The sequence below is a fragment of the Nitrospira sp. genome (assembly GCA_015709715.1).
In the GTDB taxonomy this organism is placed as follows: domain Bacteria; phylum Nitrospirota; class Nitrospiria; order Nitrospirales; family Nitrospiraceae; genus Nitrospira_A.
The window spans coordinates 3,685,222-3,697,672 of record CP054184.1 but is presented as its reverse complement, the minus strand read 5'-3'; the positions used below and the strand labels follow the sequence as shown (position 1 = coordinate 3,697,672).

Annotated in this window: 11 protein-coding genes; all 11 read right to left on the bottom strand. The window is 62.9% G+C overall.

The window, feature by feature from the left end; translation table 11 throughout:
• Positions 1-15 precede the first annotated feature (15 nt).
• Genes HRU82_17665 through HRU82_17615 form a run of 11 tightly spaced genes read right to left on the bottom strand, consistent with a single transcriptional unit; the run spans position 16 to position 12,411 of the window.
• Entirely contained in the window at positions 16-1,701 is a 1,686-nt protein-coding gene (locus tag HRU82_17665; GenBank protein ID QOJ36665.1) for a hypothetical protein, read from the bottom strand.
• 30 nt (positions 1,702-1,731) lie between these two features.
• The gene (locus HRU82_17660; protein QOJ36664.1) at positions 1,732-2,730 is read right to left on the bottom strand and encodes an NAD-dependent epimerase/dehydratase family protein; all 999 of its coding nucleotides are present in this window, start codon (positions 2,728-2,730) and stop codon (positions 1,732-1,734) included.
• Positions 2,731-2,743: 13 nt separating this feature from the next.
• Positions 2,744-3,892 (bottom strand): UDP-N-acetylglucosamine 2-epimerase (hydrolyzing), encoded by a 1,149-nt coding sequence (gene neuC, locus HRU82_17655; protein QOJ36663.1) that lies wholly within the window; start codon positions 3,890-3,892, stop codon positions 2,744-2,746.
• Positions 3,889-4,935 (bottom strand): N-acetylneuraminate synthase family protein, encoded by a 1,047-nt coding sequence (locus tag HRU82_17650; protein QOJ36662.1) that lies wholly within the window; start codon positions 4,933-4,935, stop codon positions 3,889-3,891. Before HRU82_17650 ends, neuC begins: the two co-directional genes overlap by 4 nt.
• Positions 4,928-5,620, bottom strand: coding sequence for an acylneuraminate cytidylyltransferase family protein (locus tag HRU82_17645; protein ID QOJ36661.1), 693 nt, complete (start codon positions 5,618-5,620; stop codon positions 4,928-4,930). Before HRU82_17645 ends, HRU82_17650 begins: the two co-directional genes overlap by 8 nt.
• Positions 5,620-6,660, bottom strand: coding sequence for a putative sugar O-methyltransferase (locus tag HRU82_17640; protein ID QOJ36660.1), 1,041 nt, complete (start codon positions 6,658-6,660; stop codon positions 5,620-5,622). Before HRU82_17640 ends, HRU82_17645 begins: the two co-directional genes overlap by 1 nt.
• Before the next feature lie 30 nt (positions 6,661-6,690).
• Positions 6,691-7,818 carry a sulfotransferase gene (locus HRU82_17635; GenBank protein ID QOJ36659.1) on the bottom strand — a complete coding sequence of 376 codons (1,128 nt, stop codon included), beginning with the start codon at positions 7,816-7,818 and terminating at the stop codon, positions 6,691-6,693.
• An 8-nt stretch (positions 7,819-7,826) separates the two neighbouring features.
• The gene (locus HRU82_17630) at positions 7,827-8,609 is read right to left on the bottom strand and encodes a class I SAM-dependent methyltransferase (GenBank protein ID QOJ36658.1); all 783 of its coding nucleotides are present in this window, start codon (positions 8,607-8,609) and stop codon (positions 7,827-7,829) included.
• A 48-nt stretch (positions 8,610-8,657) separates the two neighbouring features.
• Positions 8,658-9,980: a glycosyltransferase family 4 protein gene (locus HRU82_17625; protein ID QOJ36657.1), complete on the bottom strand. Its 1,323-nt coding sequence runs from the start codon at positions 9,978-9,980 to the stop codon at positions 8,658-8,660.
• Positions 9,977-11,092, bottom strand: coding sequence for a Gfo/Idh/MocA family oxidoreductase (locus tag HRU82_17620; GenBank protein QOJ36656.1), 1,116 nt, complete (start codon positions 11,090-11,092; stop codon positions 9,977-9,979). The genes HRU82_17625 and HRU82_17620 overlap by 4 nt, the downstream gene beginning before the upstream one ends.
• Before the next feature lie 20 nt (positions 11,093-11,112).
• On the bottom strand, positions 11,113-12,411 hold the full coding sequence (locus HRU82_17615) for a class I SAM-dependent methyltransferase (GenBank protein ID QOJ36655.1): 1,299 nt from the start codon (positions 12,409-12,411) through the stop codon (positions 11,113-11,115).
• Between the last annotated feature and the right edge of the window lie 40 nt (positions 12,412-12,451).

Here is a 12,451-nt window from a genome sequence, read left to right as displayed (position 1 = left end):
AACGATGGAATGGTGCTAGACATGCGGCGCGATGAAATCTTCCTCTCCACTGCGGACCCACTCGGCCAGGGCTCGGAGATCGGGTGCCTCGCGCACGGCGCTGCTCGTCGGGACCCGCACCATGGTCCGCAAACTCGCCTTGGCGTCACGTTGATATTCCAATGCGACCGTCCTGAGCGTGAGGGGCCGGAGCACGAAGATCCCGTAGGCAAACTGCTCTGCTAGCCGCCGCTGCTCGCCCGTCATCGGAGGCAGGCTGTCGATGTGGGCCAGCCGGTCGAGATACTGCGCCCTGGAGGCGGAATCGATCGTGAAGCCCAGCCGGTCGTATCGTCCCGTGCCCGCCGTCAGCACCGGAATGCCGAAGCTGGCCGCCTCGATTCCGACGGTACCCCGTACCGTCACACAACAATCCATAATGGCATAGAGGGAGAGCGTGCTGATCGGACTGTCCGGCGGGACGAGCCGCACCTGTGAGGGAAGGTTTTGACCGAGGCTGCGAAGCGCTGCGAGTTCAGACGGCTCGGACCCGATCCCGTCACGGATATTCTTCACGAGGTTGGCGGGATGGATCTTCACCACCCAATTGACGCGGGAATTGGCGTAGGCGACGCGCATCGTTTCCACGAACCACTCCTCGTAACTTTCGAAGAGATCGGTGCCGTAAAAAAAGGTGCCGTCCCAGAAGATGTGCGGAAAGACCACGACAGTCTTCTTGCCCGGATCGAGGTCCAACGTCCGGCGCACCTCCTCCGCTTCCCGCAGCGACGTACGGAACTGCGTCCCGACCTCGCTGTACCACTCACCGCTTTGGTAACTGCCGATCAGTTCCTGACGGAGTCGCTCACGCTCCTGATCGGTCCAGGGCCTCGCCGTCAGGGTCCGCCAGGTGTGCGCCGAGAGCGACGCGGGATGGACGTCGCGATTGACGCGGTTGTACCGTTTCAGCATCAGGGTGTTGTTGCGATGGGCGGCGTTCCAGGTGATCGTATCGATGCCGGCCGCCAGACAGACATCGAAGAGTTGCCCGCGCGGTGAATAACCCAAATCGACTGACAGGACGAGGTGCGGCCGCAGCTCCTCCACGATCGCTCGCGCGGTCTCTGCATCACACATGGCGCGGTGCAGAAACGGCAACAGCGCGTCCTTGATGCCTCGGTCCGCCAGGTCGATTCGTCCGACCCGCAGATGGCGCAGAGCGGTCGAGGCCGCATATTTCCCGACTCGCGTCCCGGCATATTCGAGCTTGATCAATTGTTCAAACGACCCGATCGTTCCCAGGAGGGCTGCCGCCTCCGCCTGCGGCACCGGCTTGAACCACTCATCCCAATACCGTTGATCCGGCACGCCCACCTCGCGGTAGTACGCCTCCATCCATCGGTCGTAATCGCCTAGGATCATCGGCCGATACCCTGCCGCGCGAAAGGCCGTGACAAGGGCGATCTCCACCAACTGCCCCAGCGAGCCCGAACTGACGATCAGGACTCGCCGCCCCTCCTGCTGGGCAGGCGCGACCTGACGGAACGCCGCTCCATACTGGTCTGCGAATCGGCGGAATTCCTGCTCCACCTGTTGTTCGTGCGCGCGAAAGGTGGAATCGGTCGCTCGTCGAGTTTGATAACGAAGCTCACGCGCGGCGGGCAGCAGGCCGGTGCGTGAGAGAAGGCGTTTGGCGGTCGTTTTCCAGTTCCCGTGGGTCATGCAGGCAGGCGGACGCGCGGATATCCCTTCTCAGGTCATTTCGTCGATCAAGTACGGCAACTCGGTGCTTTCCCACTTTTCGAAGATACTGTTCATCTCGATGATCCGACGGATCCCCGCTTCCAGCGGGACGCGGGATTCGAACCCCAGCAGGCGCTTTGCCTTGTCGCCGGAACAGTAGCGCCGGTGGATTTCACGGCTCGCATGGCGATCGGTACCTTGAAAATCTTCGGCGTACTTGATCGTCACCGAGGGGTTGCCGCTGGCCTCGACCACGATGTCCGCCAACTCCGTGAGCGAGATGGGACGGTCGCTGTTGCCCAGATTGATGATCTCTCCGCGCGCCTCCGGCCGCAGCAAGGCCTCCACCACGCCGCGCCCCGTATCCTCGCTATAGCAGTAGGAGCGGATTTGGTCGCCGCTGCCGTTGATCACGATCGGCCTGCCCGTCATGGCGTTCTGGATGAACTTGGGCAGCACGAACTGCGCCGCCTGGTAGGGGCCGTAGGCGTTGAAGAACCGCAGGATCACGTGCTCGAATTCGGGATAACGCTGCGCATACCCGATGCAAAGTTCCTCGCCGGCGAGTTTGCTCACGGCATAGACCGTCTTACCCTGCGTGATGGTCTCTTCGGTGATGGGGTTCTCCAGCGGTTCCCCGTACACTTCCGAGGAGGAGGCGAAGACGAGGCGCCGGATGCGGTGTTGAATCGCGCAATCGAGCACCCGCTTCGTGCCCTCTACGTTGATTTCGAGGCAGCGAAGGCGATTGACCTCGGTGCGCCGCACGCCGAGCAACGCCGCAAGGTGGATCACCGCCCCGCAGCCCTGCATCGCCTCGCGAATCGACGACACGTCCAGGATCGACCCGTAAAAGACCTTGACCTTCGGCGGCAGCGCCTGCTTGACCCGCGCGATCTGCTCGCCCAGATCCAGCAGATGCACCTCGATCCCCCGCCGATCCAGTTCACGACAAACTTGAATTCCGATGCAGCCGGCTCCCCCGGTCACCAAGACTGGAGCATTCATACTCGCGTCGCCTCTAATAGGTCATCTGTTTGTTCAGCAACCGGCCCAGGTCCACCTCTTCCAAGATCCGGCAGATCCGCTCCGAACTGTGGCCGTCGCCGTAGGGATTCTCGCAGGTCTGTACAGCGGCCCGGAACCCCTCGTCGTAGAGCGCCCGCTCGATGGCCTGACCGATCAGGCGGCGATCGAACTCCGGCACGGTAATGACATTGCAGGCCCGCATGCGGCCGGTCTGGCGGCTGCCGATGTCCAAGGCCGGCAATTTGAACGACGGCGCTTCCAGAATGCCGACGCTGGAGTTGCCGATCAAGACCGACACGGCGGACAGGAGGCTGAGAAATACCTCGCGCTCCAGGTTCTTGAAGGTCTTGATCGTGGGCACCTGTTCATATTGGCGGATGACCGCGATGATCTCCTGCCCCGCCGCATCTACGTTAGGATAGATCACCAGCGCCTGGTGCCCGCTGTCTTTCACGGCGGCCAAGGTTTCTTCCATCTGCTTCCTCGCCAGGTGCACTTCCGCCAACACCGCATGCTGAATCACCAACAGGACCGGCTGGTCGAAGTCCACCCCGAAGATCCTGGCCAACTCCGCGCGCGACAACTTCTTGCCCTGCACCACATCGTCCAGCTGCGGCGCCCCCACGTTGAAGATGCGCCAGACTTCTTCGCCCATTTTCCGCACCCGCTCGGCGGAATCTTCGCAGGCTGGCAGGTGGACATGCGCAAGCTTCGTAATGGCGTGCCGGGCCGACCCGTCGATGTGGCCGGACAGGTCGCCGGACTGGATGTGGGCGACGGGAATGTTCATATAGGCCGCCGTCACGGTGGCCGCGAGGATTTCCGCTCGATCGCCGGCCACGAGCAGGAGATCGGGCTTCAGCATGTCATAGACCTGCGCCAACCCCTGCATCTCCACACCGAGCGACTTGGCCCAGGCCGTCGGCGTATCCCCGCCCAGGTACATATCCACCCAGGCCGCCGGCACGAACCCATCCCGCAGGATTTCGTTGATCGAGGCCCCGTACTCCTTCAAGAGGTGCATGCCGGTGACGATGAGCTGCAACTCCAGCCGATCGGACGCTTCGACCAGATGCATCACGCGCTTGATGTAGCCGTAGGTGGCCCTGGCTTCGGACACGACCGCGATCTTGCGCTTCATGCGTTCAGCTGCTCCCATCGGATCTGGCTGTCCTTCGGAATATCGACTTGCGCGACCTTGCCGATGACCTTCCCCAAATCTTTGGCCGCCACCGCCCCGGGACCGGGGCTCGGACGCTTGACCCACACCATGTCCTTCGTGATGACGCTGCCGCGCGCGATGGGCACCTCCGACACGACGCTCTCGCGCGCCCAGGCCACGATCTCGCGCTCCTCCGGGAAGATCTCCCGCTCCGCGCCGCGCGCGCGAAACACCGCATCCACACCTTTCACCAGGTCGCTGAGTTCGTCCGGCTCGATGGACACCGGATGGTCCGGGCCCGGCTGCTGGCGGTCGAGCGTGAAATGTTTTTCGATCACGCAGGCCCCCAGTGCGGCGGCGCCGATGCCCGTATAGATGCCCCGCGAATGGTCGGACAGGCCGACCGGCACGTGGAACAGGTCACGATACCGGGCAATCATGCCCAGATTCACTCGGTCATAGGGCGTCGGATAGGCGGAGACGCAATGGGTCAGCGCGAAGGGCGTCTTCAGTTGCCGCAGCAACGCGACTGTTTCGCCCACCTCGTCGATGGTGCACATGCCGGTCGACACGATCATCGGTTTGCCCTTCCGCCCGATATGTTCGATGAGCGGCAGGTTGGTCAATTCTCCCGATCCGGTCTTGTAGGCCGCTACCCCCAAATCTTCCAGGATATCGGCTCCCACTCGGCTGAAGGGCGTGCACAGGTACAGAATGCCTAACGATTCACAGAGCCGCTTCAGCTCCCGATGTTGGTCGACGGTGAGGTTCGTCTTGTCCAACGTCACGTACAACGGCTCGGCAAAGTTGGCCGATTGCGGTGTCTCCCGCAGCATCTCGTTGTCTAGCACGTGGATCTGGAACTTGATGATATGTGCCCCCATCGCGTGGGCGATGTAGACCATACGCTTGGCCGTCTCGAAGTCGCCCTGATGGTTGACCGCCGCTTCGGCGATGACCAGGGGCGGATGCTCCGGTCCGATGCGATAGGGCCCGATGGGAATCGATGCGATCTCAGCCATGTTGCTCCTCCAGAAGGCGTTGGGCCAGCACCGCCTCCGCCACGATGAAATCCAATGGTTCGTTGATGTCGATCGCCTCGCGAGGATCATCCACCACGAGCCCCTGACGCGTGCGCCCCAGGACCGACCGGTCTCGCTCCAGCACCTCGGTCTTCGTCACATACACCGTACTGCTCTCTTCGTACAAGGGCCGGCGTTCCTGTCTACGCCGGGGCTGGTTGGGAAACAGGTATTCGAACCGCCCGTTTTCCAGGCGTCCGTAACATTTCCTGGTCTCGGTGACCGTCATCACGCAATCGACCTCCGGATGCGCGATCGCGGTGTCGATGCAGCGATCGATCAGCCCAGCCGTACGTAGCGGCGAGGTCGGCTCCAGGGTCACCACATAGTCGGGCCGATAGCCCTCGCGCCCCAAGACCTCCACGACCTGCAGCAGCGCCCACTCAGTCGGCGCCTGATCGGTCGCCAAATCGGCCGGCCGCTCGATAACCTCGGCGCCATAGTCCTTGGCCACCGTCGCGATCTCCGGATGGTCGGTCGACACCACGCACCGGTCGAGCCTGGAACAGGCCTTGGCGGCCTTGATCGTATAGGCCAACAGGGGCAGGCCCTGGAGCGGCCGAATGTTTTTCAGCGGGATCGATTTCGACCCGCCTCGCGCCGGGATGACGGCCAAGACCCGCATCAGGCCTCCGCAACACCTTGAGGCCCGCCCCCTTTGGTCACCTCGGCATGCACAATGTTCATCCCGGGCACATGGTCGATCAAGTCCGTGCCGAAGGGAGCCGGCTTGAGTCGAGGTGCCGCATGGTACAGGGCAAAGTCATAATTCTTCAATGCGTTCCCTGCCAGGTACCGCGAGGTCTCCAGGTTGACGGACAGGAGCGTTCCGCCCGGCTTGAGCACCCGTGCCAAGAACCGAAGGTAATGGTTGACGCTGTCGATAGTCATTTCCTGAAACGAAGACATGTTGAAACAGAAATCCATGCTCTCGCTGGGGACAGTCTCAACCTGGGTCGGCAGCAGGAACCGGACCTCCGCCTCGGCGCCCGTCTGGTTCGATTCGACCTGATGAGGCAAGGTCACGCGGAGGTCGGGAAACACGCTCTTCAAGAAACAGTAGCCGAACAGCATCGTTTCCGGCAGATCGACGACGGTCGCGCGCAAGGCCGGATTCAGGCTGCGGTAAAACGCCACGTTCACGCAGGCCCCGGCGCCGACTTCCAACATCGTGGCCGGCAGCGGCCGTTTCTCCCGCAGGACATAGGCCTCCAGGCAGCGGAAATAGGGATTGGGGTGCCAGGCATACCAATGCGCATGTTCGGGGCAGATCCCCACCTGGGGATAGAACCGCCGGAACCAGGCCTGAAGAGGTCCCACCTCGCGCCCCTGCCGGATGCGCTCGGCTTCCTTCCCCCCCAACAAGGCACCCAACGCGCGCCGCCACCGCGGCTGCGGTGCCATGGGACCAGCCGCCACCTCCATCGAGGCGGGAAAGGCATGGCCACCCTGCAGCAGCAGCTTCTCCAACGAAAATCCGGTGAAGGTCTGCGCGGCCCACTGCCTCCACAGATCCGACGGCCGGTAGAGCGGATCGTTCGCGATACGTTCGCCGATCCGTTCCTCCCACAGGAACCGCACATAGTCGAGCAACGTGCAGGCCTCCGCCGGCGTCGGTGCAAAGACCGTTTGAAACATCGTCTTGTCACGTGAGGAAAACTTCATGCTGCCCGACCATCCCGACGCGACCGGCCGCTACCCGAGCGGCGAGAGCAGCACCCGGCAGAGGTAGAGCCGGCGCTGGATCAGCGCGCGCGCCAACCGGAGACGCGAGGACGCGTTCATGTATTCCCATTGATCCGGGGCCAGCCACTGGAGGAACAACGGAAACTTCGCCGGCACCTGCGTGCCCTCCTCCTCGGAAAAATAGCCTAATCGACGGCCGAGTCGATAGGTACGCAGCAGGATCAAGGCCCGTTCCCGCTCGGTCAGGATGTCGTCGTACCCATAGGTCTTCGCCATGTCCGACACGACCTGGGCCGGCGTCTCCACACCTTTGAGACTCGAATTGATCGGCAAGGACTTCGTATGCCGACCTCCCAACACGGTTTGCACCGTCGGCTCCTCAGGGGGCGGCACACCCAGCCAGGCACAGATACCGTTCACCGTATCGGTCGGCGCATCGCACAAATCTTCGTACCGGACCAAGTAGTGCTTGGAGGGTTCGCGCTTCAATCCCTCCAGGGTGAACTCCGCATGGGGAATCCAACGGGACTCCAGCTGCAGCCTCAGGATGTCGCCACCTTGAAACCAAAAGGGTTTCTGCTTCAACACCATGTCGGTGCGTTTGAGCGAGCTGTAGTTGGAGTAGGGATGCCGCATGATGTGGATGAACTTCATGTCCGGAAAGAGCCGGTGATACCGCGGCAGATCCGAGACCTCGATCGACTTGAACATGGGCATCGGGGCCGAGGGCAACCGCCGTTGGTCGTAACAGGAGCGGACGGCTTCCAGGTACCCTGCGAGATCACCCACGAGGTCGCCGTGCGTGCGGCGCATGACCGTCTCGATCGGATCACCGATCGGCACGATGGGGTCGACGAGTTTGTCGAGATAGGTCGCCTTCAACTCCTGCATCTGTTCCGTCGCCCAGCCCCTCATCAACTGTCGCTGCCGGCTTTCGAGTGTCCCTCCGGCTTGGCCGGGCACCATCGCGCTGCAGGCAGCCAGGGCCTGCTTCACCAGGCCCTTCAACGAACGGGGCGCAAACCCGCGCAGGTAGTTGAGCTCGATCGGGTAAATCCACAAGCCCGGACTGCCGTCCAACAGCCGCATGAGGAGCGAGGATCCGTTTCGACCTGCGCCGAAGATGCCGACCAACACGATGCCTCCTACCGGATTCGCTCGATGTGGGCGAGACGATTCACCGACTTGACCAACCGGAACGATCCTGCCGCCACGATTTCCGTGAGCAACTTGCCGACGGATTCCGAATGGGTGTGGAACATGGCTTCGTCGCAGGCATCGTCGAACAACACAGCTCCCCCGACCCGCACACGTGTGCCGAACCGTTCGAAATCGTTCCGCACCCCTTCGTAACTGTGGTCTCCGTCGATGAAGACCAGATCGACTTCGCCCGTCTCGACTTGAATCGCGCGCGAGTCTCCCACCAGCAGGGTGACCCGCAGGCCGAACCGGTTGCAGATGTCGCGGATCTCGTCGTCGAACGTACGCGCGGCGGCTCGTTGATGCAGGCGCGCTTCCTTCTCCCCGATGTCGATCGACCAAAACTCGCCCTGCCCCGCCATAGCGGCCGCAATCGTGACGGTCGATCCGCCCTTGTAGCGCCCAATCTCGATCACCTTACGAGGCTTCATGCGTCGAACCAACCCGAAGAGGTAGGCCGTTTGCCTCACCGTCATGGCGATGACGCCGTGGTCCAGCGAGGTGCTGGCGAACAGTCCGGCCAGGTCTTCGAACTGAAGCGGCGCCGTCGGCGCCAAGTCGAACGGCATGGTATCCAGCGACGGCGTGCGGTTCAGCTTGGGCCCGAGCGCCTCCAACAACAGTTGCGGATTCCGCTCGGCCAATTGCCTCGCAAAGGCGGTGCAGACGACATCCGGCAACAACGTGGCAAGCCCTTCTCCGATGCGAGCGACAATGGCGTTTTTCACAGTCTCCTCTTTCTTCTGCAATCCGAGTCAGGTCTCCCGCGTCACCGCTCAGGCCGACGCACCCTGCCCCGCTCGATGACGATCCACCATCTCCTGAACCAACCGCATCATGGTCGGCACGACGACGTCCGATCGGTAGTAGGTCTCGAAGGTCTGCCGGCCTCCTTCGCCGATCCGCTGCCTGAGCGCGTGATCGTCCGACGCGGCGACAATCAGGTCCGCCAACTCGTCGGGCGTGCGGCCCAACAAGGCATTGACTCCATGCTGAATCTCCGGCATCGCCAACCGGCTGTTCTCATGCATGACGACGCAGGTCCCCAACGCCCAGGCGAGCAAAATTCTGGTATTGCCGACAAGGAAGTCGGGGTTCACGTTCGTCAACACGAGAAACATCGCGGCGGAACGGAACTCTTCATGGATGTCATCCACCCAGCCACGAATTTTCACTCGGGCATCCCCGAGGGACGCTGCCGCGGCAGGCGACAACGTGCCCTTCCCCAACAGGTGAATTTCCACAGGGCGATCTCTGAAACGTTCGAACAACCGCGGCAACAGCTCCCTCCCTAGATACGCCAACGCAAAGGTGTTGCCGGTCGCGCCCAAGTTGCCTACGCTGCCGATGATCTTCACCGGTCCGGGTTGATCCTGCACCGACACCGGCGGCGTGGACGCTTTGACCGGCGGCCACATGTTCTGGAGATAGATCGACCGCGCATGGCCGTGGGCGCGATAGAACTCCGCATCCAACACCGAATTGTTAGCCGTCACTTCACAGGCATGCATCATCCGGATGTTGAGCTGCTTACGCCGTTCGTTCCGCACCCACTCCCATCGCCACCAGAGACGATCACGCCAGGACGCGGTCGGGATGCCGAACAGCTCCGGATTCCTGAGCCGCGCCTGGGGCGGCAGATGGTCGGGGTTGCCGTAGTACACGAACTTCGGAACTCCTGCGATGTGATAACTGGCGGCCAAGGCTTCCCAGCTCCAAATACTCAGAATCGCCTCCGCGCCCGCCTCCCGGACCCGCCGCTCGACCGTCGGTCCGAGCCTCGACGCCGGGAAGAGCCGGCGCAGGCTCAAGGCAGCCGACACGCGAAGGATCCGCGCCACCAGGTTCTGCGCCTGGGCCGGCTCCGCGACATCGGCCACATACAGCGTGGGGCAGACCGTCACCTCAGGCAACTGCAACCGAGCCAGGGCCCGTTCTGTCTGTTCGGCTGCGCGACTGTTCCGTGGGTCACGCAGAATGACCTGCACGAAGACTCGATGTCCGAGCTGCTGCGCCTTTTCGACGACCTCCTGCCCCACCACTTCGATCGCCTCGCCTGCGGGATCGGGAGCGTTGGACAACAGGAGAAAAATCTTCATGGTGTTCGACGGACATGGCTCCAGGATCGACCACGCCCCCCCGGCATGTCCACCGGCATCCACCGTCGTCGTTCGTGCGCCTCCCGCATGGCCTGCATGACGACCTGCGCGCGCCACCCATCCTCGAACGAGGGCGCCGTCGGCGTGCCCGCACGAATGGCCGAGGCAAAGGTCTCGGCAAGCCGGCCGACCAACAACGTCCGTCCGTCGGACAGACCGTCGGTCGACGGAGCGGACACCGGCACTTCCCGCAGGACCCCGGTCGTCGGATCCGACTCATACAAACAGGTCCCGATTACGGCGTCGGCCTGATTCGGGTTCCCGACGACCAACGCGCCCCGTTCTCCGTAGACCGTCAGCCAATGGCCGCGCCCGCCGGGGGTGGCATTGGAAATCGTGATCGACGCGGGAATGTCGTCCTGCAACAGAAGAATGCCGTCCAACGTATCGGCTGCCGCCGGGCGAGCATCCGGCCCCATGACCGCAGGGCCGCCTCTCGTGCTGAGGTGCGCGGTGACGCTCTTGGCGGGCCCCATCAACCACTGCAGATAGTCCACAACATGGGAACCGAACGCGAACAGCACGCCACCGCCGACGGTGGGATCGAACTGCCACGACCAGGCCCTGTTTCCGGCAGCTCGGCCCCGCACCGTCCATTCGACCGTCACCCTGCGGACCCGCCCGATCGCCCCCGCTTCCAACAGTTCCTTCAGCCGAATCCGTTCCGGCGCCATCCGAAACTGGTAATCCACCATGCAGACCAGGTCGCTGTGCCTCGCCTTCTCCAGCATCGACGCCGCCTCGACCGGATCAACCCCGAATGGCTTCTCACAGAGGACATGTTTGCCGGCCTCCAAGGCCCGCAGGACCATCTCGCAGTGGAATCGCGGCGGCACCGCGATCACCACGGCCTCGATCTTCTTATCGTCGATCAAGGCCTGCCAAGACCCATAGGCGGTGGGAACGCCCTGGGCCTGCGCCACGCGAGCCGTTTTGTCCCGATCCTGTCCGGCGATCCCGGCCACGGTGACCGCGGACAGCCGGCGAAAGGCCGGCAGATGTACCTGAGCGCCGAAACCGGTCCCGACAATGCCGACAGTCACGGTCGTCATGCGAGGCGTGACACCCACCCCTACCAATCCAGGACGACGGGGTCCGGCAGCGGCATGATGAATTTCGACCGCAACCCCTTGCTGCGGAGCTTGCGGGGCAACCCCTCACCCAAATGCCACGCGAGGACCAAGGCGTACTCCGGCTGTTCGTCGAAGAGGCGTTGTTCGTCCACCACCGGCACGTGGGTGCCCGGCGTGAAGAGACCGACCTTCAGCGACGTGGCCTGCTCCGCGGTGTAATCCAAATAGTCCGGGCCGATGCCGCAATAGTTCATCACGGTGCTCGACCGTCCCGGCGAGCCGATCCCGACGATACGATGGCCGTTGGTCTTCAGGTCGGACAGGAGGCGCATGAGTTTCCACTTCGACTGCCTGACCCGCTGGGCGAAGGTCTCGTAGAGTGCAGCGCCGTACAGACCATAGGCCTCTTCCTGTTTCACCAAGTCGCACATGCGCTCGCTGGGCCTGCCGGCGGTCCCCTTCACGGCATACACGCGAATCGAGCCGCCGTGGTTGGGAATGCGTTCGACATCGACCACGCTGAACCCGAAACGGTTCATCATGTCCTGCATGGGCTTGATCGAATAGAACCGCAGGTGCTCGTGGTAAATCGTGTCGTATTGCAGCGTGTCGATCAGGTCGAGCAGGTAGTGGGATTCGGAAATGAAGGTGCCGTCGTCGGCGAGCAGTGCGTGGATGCCGCGCAGGCAGGGCCCCAGATTCGCCACGTGCGCGAACACGTTGGCCGCGGTGATGAGCGACGCGGGGCCTTCCGCCTGTCGAATGTCCCTCGCCACCTCCTCGCTGAAGAAGGCCTGTCTGGTCGGAATCCCTCTCGAATTGGCGATCTTCGCGATACCGGTCGGTTCGACCCCCAACACGCGCATGCCCCTCGTTTTGAACCCCTGCAAGATGGTACCGTCGTTCGACCCGATGTCCAGCACGAGACGGCCCGGCTTGAGCCGCAACGTTTCGATGACCTTCGCCGCCATGGCGTCGAAGTTGGTCTTCAACGCGCCGGTGATGCCGGTCATGTAGGGGTACCCTTCGTAGAACAACTCCGCCGGATCGACTGCATAGTCGATCTGCACCAACCCGCAGCGTTCACATCGAAACACATGGAGGGGGTAGAAGGCCTCTGGTTTGGCCAACTGCTCAGGCCGCAACAAGGAGTCGCAAGGCGGGTGATGGCCGAAGTCCATGACGGGAATGAGCGGCCGGTGGCTGCAATTTTGGCAATGGTCGAAATGGCCGCTGACCGTTGCGCCCGGTTCGTTGCCGTCCTGTCGCGCCACACCCGCTGCTCGCTCACTCGCCATCGGCATCTCCTTTCACTCCATTGCTTCTCAATCCACGCTC